Source organism: Mycobacterium sp. BMJ-28 (assembly GCF_054404835.1).
The window spans coordinates 4696306-4711618 of record NZ_CM136783.1; the positions used below are offsets into that span (position 1 = coordinate 4696306).

Sequence of the window (15313 nt, forward strand, 5' to 3'; positions counted from 1 at the left end):
AGCGTGCCGCGGACGTCCGACATGACGCCGAGGGCTGCGGGTTCGTCGGCGGGCCGAACAACTCAGCCGGGCAGCACCGGCAGCGCGCCGGCGACCATGAGGGGGCGCACCTCGGCCCAGTTCAGGTCGCCCTCGGCGGCCGATCCGGACAGCTGCAGCACACCGCGCTGATCGGCGACGTACACGGTGGACGGGTTGGCCGCGACGGTGGTCACCGGGGCCACCAGGTTGGTGGCAGGCCCGTCGGAGTTCACCCCGTCGAGATTGACGTAGGACACCGGGTGCGCCGCATCGGTCCGGGTGACGACGATGTCATCGCCGGTGCGCCAGGACAGCGACACCGCGGTGTCGCCGAGCCCGAAACCCAGCCGGCGCGGATAGGTCAGCGCGTACTGCCCGCCCTGGGTCTGTTCCACCCCGGCCAGGATCACCTGACCGTTGATCACCATGGCCGCGCGGGTGCCGTCCCGGGACAGTTGCAATTCGGAGATGGGCCCGGAGAACTTGGTCGCGACAGCCGTCGAGTCGACCGGGATCCGCGCGGGCTGGCCGGAGGCCGCCTCCTGCAGGACGCGCACCACGTTGTTGCCGTCGACGACGATCCAGATGGCGTCATCCAGCGACCAGGTGGGCCGGGTCAGGGTGCGCCCGTCGATCGCCTGCCCGTTGCCCCCGCCCAGCGGGCCGATCCACAGCGACGAGGACATATCGGGGGCGCCGGGGCGCAGCACCACCACTGACGCCGCCTCCTGGCCGCTGCGCGACAACGCCGCCGACACCTGCCCGGGCACCTGCCCGAAGGCGCCGGCCACCCGCGGCGCGTTCTGGCCGTCCAGGGAAACCATCGATCCGCCGATGAGGGCGTGCAGACCGGCCGCGGCGCCGTCGGCCGCACCCGGATCACTGGCCGCCACATCGGCGGTGTCCCAGCCGTCGGCGAACCGGTCGTCCAGTGCCGCACCGTCGGCGTTGATCACGTAGGGCCCGTTGATGCCGGCCCGCGACAGCGTCCAGATGATCTGCGCGGCAAGCAATTGACGGGTGTGCGGATCCGTCGTCGACAGATTCTCCAAGTCGATTCGGGCACCGCCATACCCGCGGCCCACCCCGGTCTTGCCGCCGTCGGCGCGGGTCACCGGGCCACGCAGCCGCAGTGGCGAGGCCATCAGGTTGCGCACCGTGCGCGCCATCTCCGGGCGCGGGCCGATGGTCAGCTTGGTGATCAGTTCGGTGGCCAACTGGTCGGCATCGGAGACCGCCACATAACGCGGGTCGGGCACCACGGTCTTACCGGTGGGATCGGTGAAGTACAGGGTGCTGCGTTTGTAGGTCTGCTGAAACTGTTGCCAGTCCAGGAAAACCCCGTTGGGCAGCTTGTCGATCCGCCAGCCGCCGGGTGTCTTGACCAGCTCGATCGGCCCAGGGTCGGGTAGCGCACCCTCGGCGGTTTCGAACACCCCGACATCGGACAGCGAGCCCAGCATGTCGGCCCGCATGTTCACCGAAACACGCTCCGGCCCACGGGTTTCGACGAACACGACGCGGTCGATCAGCAGAGCGCTGCCGGCGTCGTCCCACCCGCGTGAGGCCGACTCGGTGAGGAACTGCCGGGCGGCCAGATGCCGGTTGGCGGGGTCGGCGGTGGCCTTGAGGAATTCGCGCAGCAAGACGTCGGGGTCCATGCCCGGGGTCGGGGTGGGCAGACTGGGCGGCGCGGGCCGGTCCACCGTGCCGATGGCCTGCGGCGACGACGAAGTGGGCACCCCCGCGCAGCCGGCCAGCGCCAGCATCAGCACCACGAGCACCGCCAGGACGGGGTTGCCCCGCGGAGGCGTCACACGCCCTCCCCCGCCGGTTCGCGTTCCCGGCGGACCGGCGCCGCCGGGTCGACGGGCTTGAGCGGCAACGGACTTGTGGTCACCTTGTGGCCGCGCACCAACGGCAGGGTGAGGCGGAAGCACGCGCCCTTGCCGGGTTCGCCCCACGCTTCCAGCCGACCCTGGTGCAATCGGGCGTCCTCGATACTGATCGCCAGCCCCAGCCCGGTTCCCCCGGACCGGCGCACCCGCGACGGGTCCGACCGCCAGAACCGGCTGAACACCAGCTTCTCCTCACCGGGGCGCAGACCGACACCGGAGTCTCGGACGGTGACCGCGACGGTGTCTTCGTCGGCGGCCATCCGGATCTGCACGGGTTTACGCTCGGCGTGGTCGATGGCGTTGGCGATGAGATTGCGCAGAATGCGTTCCACCCGACGGGGATCCACCTCGGCGATGACACCGGTGAGCGGCATGTCGACGTCCAGCTCGATACCGGCGTCGGCGGACAGGTGCCCGACGTTGTCCAGCGCGCTCTGCACCACCGACCGCAGATCCACTGCCTCCACCGCCAATTCGGCCACACCGGCGTCGTGCCGGGAGATCTCCAGCAGGTCGGCCAGCAGGGTCTCGAAGCGGTCCAGTTCGTTGACCATCAACTCGGTGGAGCGTCGCAGCGCCGGGTCAAGGTCGTCGCTGTGGTCATAGATCAGGTCGGCGGCCATCCGCACCGTCGTCAACGGCGTCCGCAGCTCGTGGCTGACGTCAGAGGTGAAGCGGCGCTGCAGGTTTCCGAATTCTTCGAGTTGAGTGATCTGCCTGCTGAGGCTCTCGGCCATATCGTTGAACGACACCGCAAGGCGTGCCATGTCGTCCTCGCCGCGGACCGGCATGCGTTCGGTCAGATGCCCCTCGGCGAACCGTTCTGCAATCCGCGACGCCGACCGCACCGGCAGCACGATCTGGCGTGCCACCAGGAGTGCGATCGCGGCGAGCAGCCCGAGCAGCACCACACCGCCGGTGGCCATCGTGCCGCGTACCAAGGCGATGGTGGATTCCTCGTTGGTCAGCGGAAAGACCAGGTACAGCTCAAGATTGGTGACCGGCGAGGACGTCGGGCTGCCGACGATCAGTGCGGGGCCGGAGAAGCCGTCGGTGTGCACCGCCGCGTACTGGTAGCTGACCTGGCCGGCTTTGACGAAATCGCGCAACTCCTTGGGCACCTGCTGCACCGGTCCGGCCGCGGTGGCCGCACGCGGTCCGTCGCCCGGGACCACCAGCACGGCGTCGAAGGCACCGGCCAACCCGGCACCGCTGTCGGCCTTGCGGTCGATCAGGGTGTTGCGCGCCAACTGCAGGCTGCTGTCCAGCGATCGTGTCTCCTCGCCACCGACGATGCCACTGACGGTGTTGCGGGCACGTTCGATCTCCTCGGTCGCGGCCCGGACCTTCACCTCGAGGATGCGATCGGTGATCTGACTGGTCAGCACGAAACCCAGCACCAGGATGACGGCCAGCGACAACCCGAGCGTGAGACTGACCACCCGCAATTGCAGCGAGCGCCGCCAGGCGAACCCGACGGCCCGGCCGACCGCCGCCAGCCCGCGCACCATCGGGGCCGAGCCGCGGAAGCGGCTGCGAACGCGACGCCGCGAACCGAAAATCACAACCGCCGCCTCGCGGTGGAGCTGACGACGTCGGCGGGCCGACGGATCACGACGTCGGCGAGCCGACAGGTCACGGGGGTCCGGCCTTGTATCCCACTCCTCGAACGGTGAGCACCACCTGCGGGTTCTCCGGGTCGGTCTCGACCTTGGCCCGCAACCGCTGGACATGCACGTTCACCAAACGGGTGTCGGCGGGGTGACGGTATCCCCACACCTGTTCGAGCAGCACATCACGAGTAAACACCTGGCGCGGTTTGCGTGCCAGCGCCACCAGCAGGTCGAACTCCAGCGGGGTCAGCGAGATCTGTTCGCCGGCGCGGGTCACCTTGTGCGCGGGCACATCGATGTCGATGTCGTGGATCGACAGCAGCTCGGCGGGTTCGTCGTCGTTGCGGCGCAGCCGGGCCCGGACGCGAGCCACCAGCTCCTTGGGTTTGAACGGCTTCATCACGTAGTCGTCGGCGCCGGATTCCAGACCGAGCACCACGTCGACGGTGTCGGTCTTGGCCGTCAGCATGACGATCGGGACACCGGAGTCGGCGCGCAGCACACGGCAGACGTCGATACCGTTCATGCCGGGCAGCATCAGGTCGAGCAGAACGAGGTCGGGGCGCAGTTCGCGAACCGCGGTGAGCGCCTGGGTGCCATCACCGATGACTGCGGTGTCGAAACCCTCGCCCCGCAGCACGATGGTGAGCATCTCGGCCAGGGAGGGGTCGTCGTCCACGACCAGGATCCGTTGCCTCATGGGACCCCATGGTGTCACCACATCGTGACAAACCGCCGGTGCCACACCGCGATGGTGGCGACCTATACGTGGAGCGCGTCCGCGAGGTCCGCGGGAACGACGTCGGGACCCGCGACCACCCACCGGCCGGCCCAGTCGGCCGCGGCGAGCGCGGCATACACCTCGCCGGTGCGACGCTGCAGCCCGCCGTCGCGCTCATAGGCGTCACGGGCGCGGTCGGCCTCGTGCGCGGCCCGGGATACGGCACGCTGCTCGGCGAGTTCGACCGGAACGTCGAGCAGCACCTGCCACTGCGGGCTGGGCAGTTTCAGCCGCCCGAATTCCAGGTCGTGGACCCAGGCCACCACCTCACCGTCAGCGCCCTGGTGCAACCGGGCCGCGCTGTAGGCGGCGTTGGATGCCACGTAACGGTCCAGGATGACGACGTCGTGGGAGTCGTTGCGGCGGTTGATCTCGTCACGCGCGCCGGCGCGGTCGAGTGCGAACAGTGTCGCCATGGCGTAGACGGAGTCGGCGAGGTCGCCGTGTCCGCCGTGCAGTGCCTCGGCGGCCAGGTCGGCGTGCACCGACTGGCCGTAGCGCGGGAAGGCGAGGGTGGTCACGGTTTTCCCGCGGGCCTCCAAACCCGAGCGCAGGCCCTCGGTCAGCGTTCGCTTGCCTGCGCCGTCCAGACCTTCGATGACGATGAGCACCGGGCGAGCGTAACTGGTGCGATCGACCCTTCTCGATGGCGAATAAGCTGCACAGTGGAGCCGGCCGTCTAGTGACTCGGGGGTGAGATGTCGCGTCCGGTTGAAGTTGTGGTGTCGGATCTGCATCTGGCTGCGGGACGTCTGCGGGACGCCGGGCAGCGTCTGCAGGATGGCCTGTCCGGCGTGGACCTGGAGACTCGCGAGTTGCTGGGATCGGGTTGGCAGGGCGGTGCGGCGACGGCGTTCTCGACGGCATGGGAGCAGTGGCACAACGGCGCCGGCCAGGTGGTCCGCGGCGTGCAGACCATGGCAGATCTGCTCAGGGTCGCCGGTGATCAATACGCCGGGACCGACGAACAGGGCGCCGGGGCGCTCGCGTCTGCGTCGTTTCCCGAGTCCGGTGCCGGTGGCAGTCAGGGTGCTCCGGCGGGCTCGCCGGGGACCGGCGCGACGGCGCAGCCCTCCACGGATACGGCCTCGGGCCCCTCAGGATCTTCCGACGCAGCGGCTTCTTCGGTGGGGCAGGTGGGGCAGCTCGGTGGGCAGGTGGCCTCCGGGCTGGCGCAGGCGGGACAGACCGTGGGCGGCATGGTGCAGCAGGCCGCGCAAGCGGCGGCCGGGGTGGCACAGCAGGTCGGCCAGGCCGTCGAGCAGGTTGTCGAGCAGGTTGTCGAGCAAGCCGTGCAGCAAGCGGCCGGAGCCGAGAAACCCGGCGAGGCGGCACCGGCCGAGCCGCCCGCTGACTCCCAGACACCCGGGCGCGAGGTGCCGCGGTGACTCAGCTGGTGGTCGATTTCGGGAAGATGCAGGCGGCCATCGAGCACATGCAGGCGTTCGAGCGTGACGTCACCGAATGCCTGGAAGACATCGACCACACCATGGCGACGCTGCGCTCCACCTGGCATGGCGAAGGTTCGGATGCCCAGGCGCAAGCTCAGCAGCAATGGGAGGACGGCGCCGAGCAGATGAGGTCCGCGCTGAAGCAATTACGGTCCATCGCCCAGTCGGCAGAAAAGAACTACACGGAAGCCGTCACCAAGAACGGCGCGATGTGGGGGTAGTCGCCTCGGCGCACGGCCGGGTCGAGGTCGACCCGGACGTCCTGATCGATGCCGGCAAGCGCGTCGAATCGCTCGGATCGCAACTGGGGATGTTGAGCGACTCGTTGAGTTCCGCTCTGGGAAGCGGCATCGCCTCAGGTGCGGATACGGCCGGGCTGAGCTTCGCACTGGAATACGGACGTTCAGCCCAGAAGTTCGCCGATGCGCTTGCCAAAGCGGCGAATGCGTACAAGGCCGTTGGGCGGATGCTTCAGGCAACGGGCTACAACTACAAAAACGCCGATGCGGGGTCGACCATCGGCGGCCATGGTGCGCCCGGTGCCGTCGGTCCCCAGCCGAGCGACACCGTGGCCGGTGATATGCCCGCAGGTCCGAACGGGGTCATGGTCCCGCCGCCCCCCATGTGGTACCTCGTCGAGCCGCTGCTGCTGACGCTGCCCGGCCTGGGGTTGTTCGGGGCGGCAATGACCTGGCCGTCCGGGAACGCGGCAATGATGAATGTGCTTGCCGCCCAATGGCGTAACTTTGCGACCGGGTTCGCCATCTTTCAATCCGAACTGAACGGACTCAAGCCTGCTGTCGCCGCCCAGGACATCCCAGAAGGCGACAAGATCGGCGAAGCCTTCCAAGACCTCGGCGAGCGGATCACCGATCTTTCAACGGCGTCCACAGGACTGGCGGACGCGATCACCAATTTCGCCCGCGAAGTGCAGCAGACTCAAGATGCCATCCGCCGGCTGATGGACCGATTGTCGTTCTCGGGCCTGTGGGACACCGTCACCGACTTCTTCAATGGTGACGGCATGAAGGTGCTGCGCGAGGTCGCCCGGGATGTGGGTACCGTGCTGAGCAATTTCCAGCGACAGGTCAAGGGAATCGTCGGCCTGCTCAACGAACTCAAGAATCTCATCAGCGATGCCGCAGATGCGTTCGAAAAGTGGGTCCGGCCCGTTCTGGTCGCGCAGTTCGGCGACAGCGTGGGCAATGCCCTGGCCGATGCCGTCACGCTCTACACCGACTTCGAGGTCGGTATCGCGAACGGTCTGATCAATACGGTGTCCGGTGTGGTGTCGATGGCCGACCCGGACATGTGGGAGGGCTTGGCGAAGACGGCATGGGCAGTGGCCAACGATCCGTCGAAGGCACCCGGTGTGCTGGCCGAGATGGGCAAGCAGTTCATCGCGCTGGACCAGTGGAAAGGTGACCATCCGGCCCGCGGCGCGGGCGAAGCGGCGTTCAACATCGGGTCCTTGTTCGTGCCTGGTGGCGCGCTGTCGAAGACGGGCAGCGTCGCCAAGAGTCTGAACATGACCAGGCGAGTCATCGACGAAGGTCGCCTACCCAAGCTCGGGGAGATCGGCCAGTGGAGTCGGGGCGCACCCAGTGTCGAGGGATTGGACAATCTTCCTAGCGGACAACGCCTTCCAGATGTTCCCGAGGTCAGGCCCGGCGCGATCCCCGAGTCCCTCGTCGGTCCGACGGCACCTCGCGATATCGAGGCACCGACGGCCCCGCGCGGACTGCAGGGGCCGTCCGGCCCTCCTGATCCGCCTGGACCGCAGAGCACCCCTGGTGCACCTCATCAAGGAACGGGTGGAGGCGACGGACCCCCGCCGGAGCCTCCTGGGCGCTCCGTTCCGCCTTCGGATCCCGGCCCGGGAAGGGTCGATGGACCGTCGCCGGAACCATCCGGCTCGCCCCACTCCCCTGACTCTTCGGCACCGCCCGCGCCTTCGCACACGCCCGAATCGCCCAGTCCAACTGGCACTCACGATGCCCCTCGAGGGCCGACGGAGCCGGCACCCGCAGCGCCTGCACATGCACCGGAGTCTCGCGTGCCGGAGGCCAACCCGCATGCGCCGGAGACGGGTTCGCGCCCACACGAGCACCAGGGTGGGCAGAGCGTTGGCGAGAACCACTCGCCTGCAGGTCACGATGCGCCGGCTACCGCCCACGCTCCGGCCGGGCACCAGCCGGCGATGGACCGGCCGGTCGGACACGAGCCGCCCGCAACGCACCAGCCCACTGCGCATGAATCCGTGGACACCAGTCTGCAGCAGGCACCGATCGATCGCGACGCGGCACAACACTCCGCGCCGCCGACACCGATGGTCGGCGGCACGCCGATGGCACCGCATGCCGCGGGCGGTGCGCACAGCGCGGGTGACACTGCAAGCCGAACTCCGACCCCCGAAACGCCCACGCGTGGCCCGGAAGCCAAGTCGCCAACCGAGAACCCGCGGCCGCAATCTTCCAGTGGTGCCGGACCATCGGTGGAACGCTCGCCGCAAGCGCCGGTCAATCCGGTGGCGCATCAGCCCGATACCGCAGCCGGGCCCGCGCGCCCTGGGCCGGAATCACGGGCAACGCGGACTGGAGATGGCGGGCCCCATCCTTCCGCGCATGGGGCACCCGATGCCGTTGACCGGCCTGGAGCCCAGCACGATCCGTCGGCGTCCGGCTTCGACCCCGGCGCCGGCGCTGACTCCGGCCCGCATCCGGAACATGCTGGGCCGGTGGGGAATCCGGCCGATGATCGCATCTATGGCCCGCTTCAGCTGGACCACGTCGAGGATCCCGCATACCAGGCAGCGGTCGTCAATGCCCTGCGCGACTCGAACGGTGGATACCTCCGCCATGCCGATCCACGGACAAATGACTACGGCAACCTGATCAACGATGGTGGTCCAGCGGTCGACGGTCGTTCGAACAACTGCCTCGACTGTTCCCTTTCGGCGTTGTCGTCGTTCCGCGGCGAACCGACCGTCGCGGCGCCGCGGTACCTCGACGAGTTGCCGGACGGCACCATCGATCGGCATTCAGGTGAGCGAAACGGGCTGAATCGCGCTCAGGGCTGGCTGGGCAGTGGTCTATTGGAGTTTCCCGGACACAAACTCGTCGACCAGTTCGATCTGCTGCACGGGTACATCGACCACCTCGGCCCAGGATCGGCCGCCTTGGTTGTCAACGGTTGGCATGGACGGGATCTGCTGACCGGTGAGTTCCTGTTCGGTGCCGATGGCAAGCCGATTACGCACGGATCCCACGCAACGGTCATCGTGCATCCCGAAGGCGGCGGGGGTCCGGTGTGGTGGGATCCCCAGCAGGGACTGACCTCCGACCGACCGCCATCCTGGATGGTCGATCAGTCGACGTACCTCAATTTCACGCCGATCGAACCCAGTCAAGGAGTGCACCATGGCGGAGTTGGACACCAAGGAACAGGCGGTGGCGTATCTGGCGCAGATGTCACCGACCGAGACCTATCAGGTGCGGCCATTTCAGCACGGCTGGGTGGCGACGAAAGTGCTTTCCCCGGAGCAGATGGCTTCGCGACAGGACGTGGGTCTGGCGAGACTGGTGATCGATTCGGAGACGGGGATCGTGTATCAGTACCCGAGTTGGTCGGAGACCATGGTGGCCGAGGCACACACGACGTTCAAGGAGACGGGGTTCAACCGGGCGGCGAACCAGATATACCCGCATCAGTGGGAGATCACGATCCGGCGCACACAGGAAGACTCGACGAGGATCGTGTATCAGCTAACAGCGCAGTCGCTGAGCAATCCGCCCGAACCGACAAGGGCGCACCCGCTGACAATCGAGAAGGACACGTACCTTTCAGATCCGAGGGATCCGTTGTCGAAGGTGGCCGCGGCGCACGCGAGGTGGGTGAGCCATCAGAATCAGGGGGTGTGGCCGGAGATGGACACCACGCACAGGTAGATGCCGACGGACCCTCGAAATCGGTCGATGAAGCGGATTCCCATCGAGTTCACGAGCAGCCCGACGGAGCGCCGCCCGCCCATGTCGGCGATTCCGAACATGCGGATCCAACTGGACACGACACCGACCAGCATCCCGACGCCGACTACGGCTATCACGGCGACGGCGGGGACGCGGAGCGTTACGTCGAGCTCGAGGACGGATCGCAACATCGGATTTGGGCCTCCAATGAGCAACTCAGAGAACATGACTCACGGTTTGCTGCCGCGGATTCCTGGCTGGCCGAACGTGGCCACACCCGCGCTGATATCCAGCCGCTGCTCGTTCAGCCCGCCGACTGGCTGAACGCTGCGCAGCGCGAACTTGTCTATGACTTCCGGCATCAGTTCCCGGACGTGGACAGCGGTGAAGGACTGCAGAAGGTGATCGATTCCGTCCAAGCTGATAGCCGCCTAGCCGATGGTCCAAAGCGCTATCCTCCCGACGTCACGGGCGGCTCGGTCAGCGTCGCGCGCGACACCCGCGGGCTTGATACGCCGGATAGGGTGTACGACGGCTTGGCCCTCGAATACGAGGCCACGCCGTTCCACCCCGATGAACCGGTCATGGCGATGCGGTTCACCGTCGATGACAGCGTTCCAATTCACCTTCCAGATGAGCAACTTTCACAACTCACCGGCCATGGCCCCAGCTTTGACCCAGGTTACCCATACCCATTTACAGGGACCGGTTTTACTGCAAGCGATCGCTTCACGGTTCCGGAGTACTTCTTGCCCGCCGGAACCAGGATGAACCCAGGTGCGGAGATGTACAAGATCCACCCTGACGGAACCGAGGAGCTAGTCGCAGTCTTAAGCCAAGATCAAGAGTGGATTGGAGTCGTACCAAATGGATAACCAGCGACACGGAATCCGCGCAACGGGAGACTACGCAACATTTGGCGGCCGCGACTACTTCGCACACGATATGGGCGACCGCGTCCGCCTCCTCTCGGACGACACACCACTGCCTCCTGGCTTTCAGGAATCCAGAAAGAGCTGGATCCGTGGCGAGAGCATCGTCGACATAGGGAGTATCGAACGACTTCAGAGGGTGCAGACGACCTGCACATGGCGCGGCTACCCTTTTCAGGTCGGAATCATCGTTGGGGAAGTCGCTTATGTCACCTATCTTGGCAAGGACTTCGATCAGGTGTGCCGTCTCCCGGGCATGGAACGACCCGACAAGTTCGAGGTCATTGGCGAGGTTCCTGCAGCGGAACTGACCAAACCAGAGGAACACGTGGAGGATGTCGACCTGGTCGACAGACTGGGGAACGACGCACGGAGGGAAGACAAACGGTGACATCAGCGTTCAGTTCCACCATTTGGCACAAGCCCTTGTCTGTCCACGAAGGCCAACGACTCATCTCGAACGACATCGATCCTCGGCTGGGAGGCCTACCCGACATCATCAACGGATCCGTCGTACCTGCAGCGCATATCGCGGACCTGCGCGGCGCAGCCGCGTACTACCAGGCACTCGGGTTGAGCTACGCCGGATCACTGTTCGCGGCTGACCAGCCGTTGTTCTCTCTGCGATTCACGCTTTCACACGCAGCCAGTATCGAGTCGACTGATGGAGCGCTGGCCCGTTCGATCGGAAAGACAGAAGGCGCCGACCTCGGTTACGCCATGCCGCCATATACAGGCAATGGGTTTACCGCACCCGGCTTCGCCATTCCGGAGTACTGGATTGTCGGCGGCGTCCTCTCGGCCGGCGAGTTGTGGCACGTGCCCGTACAAGGCGGCGAGACGCTGGCTGCCGTTCTGGCCGGCGCCAACGAGTGGTCGGCAGTCAGGCAGCCAGTATGACTCTCGGCCGACCACGGGCGACCGGGTACTACGCACTATTCTCTGGCCGCGAATTCCACGCGACAGTCAACGATCCCAACGTGATCTTGAGGTCGTACCGCGGCGAACCCGAAGCAGTCGGCTTCTCGCCATCACGCATACCTTCGGTCCAAGGCATTAAGACCGTCCCTCGTTCCGATCTCGAACAGCTGACGTTCGTCAGAACCGTATGCCGTTGGCAGGACGAGCCCTTCCTGATTGTCGGCGTTGGTGGGCGTTACGTCGACGTCTTCTACATCGGCAGTCGGGGCGAATGGATCGTTCAGCAGCCTGGCATCGTGCGCACAGGGAAGCTCGAAGCTCACGGGCGCCTCCCGACAGCCGAAATCGCGGACATATACGAGTACGTCGATCCTCTGCCCCTTTGATATTCAGGCTCACCGTGGGTGGGAAAGGAGGATTCAGTGAATCTGACTGAACTGGCAAAGGTCTTGGCGACAATCGGGATCGCACCCGAGGTTTTGGCGCTCGGTGGCCATGCCGACTATTCATGGTGTGTCGAGCAATCCCGCGACGGCGCTTGGGAGATCTACTGGTATGAGCGAGGCAACAAGAACAACCTGGTACGCCTGGCCACAGAGTCAGACGCTTGCATTCAGTTGCTCGGTCGTCTCGCCTACAGTCAGCTTCTTGCCGATGTCATCAGGCCCCGATGATCCTCTGCCGACAAGTGACCGTTGGCTGAGCGACCAACGAAACCGCTCCGAAATCCCCTTGCCCCCACCCACCCAATCCCGGACCCTGGATGCATGTACGTCCCCGCACACTTCGCCCCCGACGATGACGCGGTCCATGAACTGCTCACCCACCACGGCGCCGCCGACCTGATCACGGCAACACCAGAGGGCCTCGTCGCGACGATGCTGCCTTTCGTCTACAACGCCGAGCACCGCACGCTACTGGGGCACGTGGCCCGAAACAACCCGCAGTGGCAGTTGCCTGTCCTGGGCGAGGCGATGGTCATCGTCCGCGGCGCCGACTCCTACATCAGCCCCAGCTGGTACCCGTCCAAGGCCGAACACGGCCGCGTGGTCCCCACCTGGAACTACCTGACCGCCCACGTCTACGGCGCCGTCACCATCCACGACGATCCCGTCTGGCTGGAGACTCTGGTGCGACGGCTCACCGACAAGCACGAAGCGAACCGCCCGCGGCCCTGGAGCGTCGATGACGCCCCGGAGAAGTTCCTCGCCGGGCAGCTGCGGGCGATCGTCGGCGTCGAGATCAACATCAGCCGGATAGAGGCCAAGTTCAAGCTCAGCCAGAACCGGCCCGCCACCGACATCGAGGGAGTCATCAACGGACTCAAGGAGTCCGGGGACGAGGAAAGCGCCGCAGCGGTCGAGCGCTGGTCAGGGAATGATCGGTAACGTCACCGACGACGGGTGCGCGGGATCGTGCAGGATCGTCTGCGCGGCCGGCACTGTGCGGGTGTCCAGCCCGAACGGTGCCCCGGTGTTCGGATTGGGCGCGAACTGCGGATAGTCGCTGCTGGAGATCTCCAGCCGTACCCGGTCCCCGGCGCTGAATTCATAACTGGTGGGCCAGATCTGGATGTGAAGCTCATACGGCCGACCGGGCACGATGGGCGTCGGTTCGGCCAGTGAGTCCCGGAATGCGGTTCGCAGGATTCCGTTGTTCAGGTTCACCGCCCGCCCGTCCGGTTTGACCACGACGAGTTTGGCGGTGAAGTCGGTGTCCACCGCCGAGGACTGCGCCCACAGCGTCACCGACACCGGGCCGGTGATCTCCATGTCGCGCGCCAAGGGCGCCGAGTCGTACACCAGCACATCGGACCGCTGCTCCACCGGTGTCTGGTCATAAGGCCCCTGCGGCCCCGACATCGCCCCGCAACACGAGTGCCCGCCGAGACTCGGCGCCGGGTACGCCGGGTCGTAGGTGTAGGAGTCCGGGCCCTGCTGGACCGGCAGCACCGGCTTCAGCTCACCTTTGCGCTCGGCCAGCCCGCCATTGCCCGACAAGTACCAGTTGACCCATTCTGTCTGCGGCAGTGGCCAACTCGATGCGTGGCGCCAGGTGTTGGCACCCATGACGAAGTAGTCGACCCGCGGTTTGCCGCCCACGCCGTTGTCGGCACCTTTGAGGAAATGGTCGAACCACTGCAGCATCAGATCATTGATCGGGCTGTTGCCCACCTGCCCGATATCGGCGAGCATCGGCGCGGGCCGGGAGTCCGGCCGACCCCACGCCACGTGGTCCCACGGCCCGATCACCAGCCGCTGATTGGCGCGGGCTGCCTCGGTCCCGCCGCGGGCCGTCATCCCGGCGAAATTCTCCACACCGCCGGCGAGAAAGGCGTCATACCAACCCTCGACGTGCAGCACCGGGACGCGCACGGCCGGATAGCGATCGCGAATGCTGACCGCACGCCAGAAATCGTCGCGGGCACTGTGCCGGATCCAATCGAAGTACCACGGCGCGACCGCCGGATCGTTGGGTTGCATCGGCGGAAGGTCCTTGAACGGGCGGAAGTTCAGCCATCGGGTGGGCTCGGCGGCGGCTGCCTCGAGGCGGGCCAGAGCCTGCAGGTCGTTGCGGTTGCGTGCGGCGGTGGTGGCGATCGAGTCGATGGCCCACGGCTGGATGAACGCCAGCCGGAACTCCCCACCCTCATAGGTCCAGCCGTCGTAGTAGTCCGAGGCGGTGTTGGCAGGCACGATGGTCACCAAATGTGGCGGTGCGGTGACCGCGGCCAGCCATTGGGTGGCGCCGACGTAGGACGAGCCGTACATGCCGACCTTGCCGTTCGACCCGGGCAGCATGGCCGCCCACTCCACCGAGTCGTAACCGTCGGCCATGTCGTGGGTGAACTCGCTGAACGTGCCGCCGGAGCTACCCTGCCCGCGAATATCTTGCACCACAACGAGATAGCAGTGCGAGGCAATCCAATCCGGCGGCTGGAACCGCGCCGGCGCGACCTGCGCGCCAGACTTTCCGTACTGGGTGCGCATCAGGATCACCGGAACCGCGCCTGCATCGCGGGGGCGGTAGACGTCGGCACGCAGCACCGTGCCGTCCCGCATGGTGGCCGGCACCTCGTGCTCGGTCTCGACGGCGCACGGCCCCCGGTCCGCCGCGGCAGGGAACGGTGACGACGCCGCGTCCCGGCTGTGCCCACAGGCAGCGATCAGGAACAGCGCCGCTACCGAGAGGGTGTAAATCCGACGGCCGACGGCTGGCACATCCCGCAGCCTAGTCCCGCATCGGAACCTTCCGTAGGTCGCTAATCCAAACTGGTCGCTTGCAGCACCAACGTGGCGTGTGCACGGTCCAGGAACGCATAGGAACTGGTGGCACCGGAGGAGAACCCGTCATCGAGGCGCTCCCCGGTGAGGAACGGCCCCGGCGGAACGTCGGCCGACAGTTCTTCCTGCACTTGAGGTTTGCGGCCGGTGTCGGTCGGAGCGAATTGCTCGGCCATGGCGTCCACGACGGCAGGGGCCAGGTGTACGACGGCATCGGTCCAGCGCGCGGTGGTGTCACCGCCCGCCGACCCGGACCACTGCACCCAGGCGACCGATTCGGGTACCCCGATCGCGGGGAAAACAGCGGTGAGGCCGGCTGCGTCGTGGCGGACCTCCAACGGCGGGGCGGCCGGTTGCGGCTGCTCCTGGGTCCTCGAGCAGCCGATCGCCGCGACGGCACAGAGGACCGTCGCGGCGACCGAACGCGAGAATTTGACGAGCACC

At 66.5% G+C, this 15313-nt stretch carries 14 protein-coding genes; 7 read left to right on the top strand and 7 right to left on the bottom strand.

All coding sequences use genetic code 11. The features are described from left to right. Window positions 1-62 precede the first annotated feature (62 nt). The 4 genes from lpqB to ACXPWS_RS23320 form a co-directional block, all read right to left on the bottom strand. Complete coding sequence (lpqB, locus tag ACXPWS_RS23305) at window positions 63-1790, bottom strand: MtrAB system accessory lipoprotein LpqB (protein WP_458713664.1); 1728 nt, start codon at window positions 1788-1790, stop codon at window positions 63-65. A 44-nt stretch (window positions 1791-1834) separates the two neighbouring features. Then, the gene (mtrB, locus tag ACXPWS_RS23310; protein WP_458708921.1) at window positions 1835-3484 is read right to left on the bottom strand and encodes an MtrAB system histidine kinase MtrB; all 1650 of its coding nucleotides are present in this window, start codon (window positions 3482-3484) and stop codon (window positions 1835-1837) included. 70 nt (window positions 3485-3554) lie between these two features. After that, window positions 3555-4232 (bottom strand): two-component system response regulator MtrA, encoded by a 678-nt coding sequence (gene mtrA / locus ACXPWS_RS23315; RefSeq protein ID WP_458708922.1) that lies wholly within the window; start codon window positions 4230-4232, stop codon window positions 3555-3557. A 62-nt stretch (window positions 4233-4294) separates the two neighbouring features. Beyond that, complete coding sequence (locus tag ACXPWS_RS23320; RefSeq protein ID WP_458708923.1) at window positions 4295-4924, bottom strand: dTMP kinase; 630 nt, start codon at window positions 4922-4924, stop codon at window positions 4295-4297. 87 nt (window positions 4925-5011) lie between these two features. Here ACXPWS_RS23320 and ACXPWS_RS23325 point away from each other — a divergent pair, with 87 nt between their 5' ends. Genes ACXPWS_RS23325 through ACXPWS_RS23345 form a run of 5 tightly spaced genes read left to right on the top strand, consistent with a single transcriptional unit; the run spans window position 5012 to window position 11564 of the window. Further along, complete coding sequence (locus ACXPWS_RS23325) at window positions 5012-5701, top strand: WXG100 family type VII secretion target (protein WP_458708924.1); 690 nt, start codon at window positions 5012-5014, stop codon at window positions 5699-5701. After that, window positions 5698-5985: a WXG100 family type VII secretion target gene (locus ACXPWS_RS23330; protein WP_458708925.1), complete on the top strand. Its 288-nt coding sequence runs from the start codon at window positions 5698-5700 to the stop codon at window positions 5983-5985. Before ACXPWS_RS23325 ends, ACXPWS_RS23330 begins: the two co-directional genes overlap by 4 nt. Then, window positions 5976-10607 (top strand): toxin glutamine deamidase domain-containing protein, encoded by a 4632-nt coding sequence (locus tag ACXPWS_RS23335; RefSeq protein ID WP_458708926.1) that lies wholly within the window; start codon window positions 5976-5978, stop codon window positions 10605-10607. Before ACXPWS_RS23330 ends, ACXPWS_RS23335 begins: the two co-directional genes overlap by 10 nt. Continuing rightward, window positions 10600-11055 (top strand): hypothetical protein, encoded by a 456-nt coding sequence (locus tag ACXPWS_RS23340; RefSeq protein ID WP_458708927.1) that lies wholly within the window; start codon window positions 10600-10602, stop codon window positions 11053-11055. Before ACXPWS_RS23335 ends, ACXPWS_RS23340 begins: the two co-directional genes overlap by 8 nt. Beyond that, window positions 11052-11564: a hypothetical protein gene (locus ACXPWS_RS23345; protein ID WP_458708928.1), complete on the top strand. Its 513-nt coding sequence runs from the start codon at window positions 11052-11054 to the stop codon at window positions 11562-11564. Before ACXPWS_RS23340 ends, ACXPWS_RS23345 begins: the two co-directional genes overlap by 4 nt. Before the next feature lie 131 nt (window positions 11565-11695). Here the strand turns inward: ACXPWS_RS23345 and ACXPWS_RS23350 are convergent, their stop codons facing one another. Beyond that, window positions 11696-11908 (bottom strand): hypothetical protein, encoded by a 213-nt coding sequence (locus tag ACXPWS_RS23350; protein ID WP_458708929.1) that lies wholly within the window; start codon window positions 11906-11908, stop codon window positions 11696-11698. Between the two features lie 99 nt (window positions 11909-12007). Between ACXPWS_RS23350 and ACXPWS_RS23355 the strand changes: the two genes are divergently transcribed. Next, window positions 12008-12259 (top strand): hypothetical protein, encoded by a 252-nt coding sequence (locus ACXPWS_RS23355; protein WP_458708930.1) that lies wholly within the window; start codon window positions 12008-12010, stop codon window positions 12257-12259. Window positions 12260-12352: 93 nt separating this feature from the next. Then, the gene (locus ACXPWS_RS23360; RefSeq protein WP_458708931.1) at window positions 12353-12973 is read left to right on the top strand and encodes an FMN-binding negative transcriptional regulator; all 621 of its coding nucleotides are present in this window, start codon (window positions 12353-12355) and stop codon (window positions 12971-12973) included. On the opposite strand, the gene ACXPWS_RS23365 is transcribed toward ACXPWS_RS23360, so the two are convergent. Both ACXPWS_RS23365 and ACXPWS_RS23370 read right to left on the bottom strand, forming a co-directional pair. Beyond that, complete coding sequence (locus ACXPWS_RS23365; protein ID WP_458713665.1) at window positions 12956-14647, bottom strand: CocE/NonD family hydrolase; 1692 nt, start codon at window positions 14645-14647, stop codon at window positions 12956-12958. The genes ACXPWS_RS23360 and ACXPWS_RS23365 overlap by 18 nt on opposite strands. A gap of 200 nt (window positions 14648-14847) precedes the next feature. Then, on the bottom strand, window positions 14848-15312 hold the full coding sequence (locus tag ACXPWS_RS23370) for a hypothetical protein (protein WP_458708932.1): 465 nt from the start codon (window positions 15310-15312) through the stop codon (window positions 14848-14850). Between the last annotated feature and the right edge of the window lies 1 nt (window position 15313).

Bases quoted from the DNA above. Each gene is read 5' to 3' on its own strand.
- lpqB (WP_458713664.1), bottom strand. From the start codon at position 1,790: ATGCTGGCGCTGGCCGGCTGCGCGGGGGTGCCCACTTCGTCGTCGCCG.
- mtrA (WP_458708922.1), bottom strand. From the start codon at position 4,232: ATGAGGCAACGGATCCTGGTCGTGGACGACGACCCCTCCCTGGCCGAG.
- ACXPWS_RS23325 (WP_458708924.1), top strand. From the start codon at position 5,012: ATGTCGCGTCCGGTTGAAGTTGTGGTGTCGGATCTGCATCTGGCTGCG.
- ACXPWS_RS23340 (WP_458708927.1), top strand. From the start codon at position 10,600: ATGGATAACCAGCGACACGGAATCCGCGCAACGGGAGACTACGCAACA.
- ACXPWS_RS23360 (WP_458708931.1), top strand. From the start codon at position 12,353: ATGTACGTCCCCGCACACTTCGCCCCCGACGATGACGCGGTCCATGAA.
- ACXPWS_RS23365 (WP_458713665.1), bottom strand. From the start codon at position 14,647: ATGCGGGACGGCACGGTGCTGCGTGCCGACGTCTACCGCCCCCGCGAT.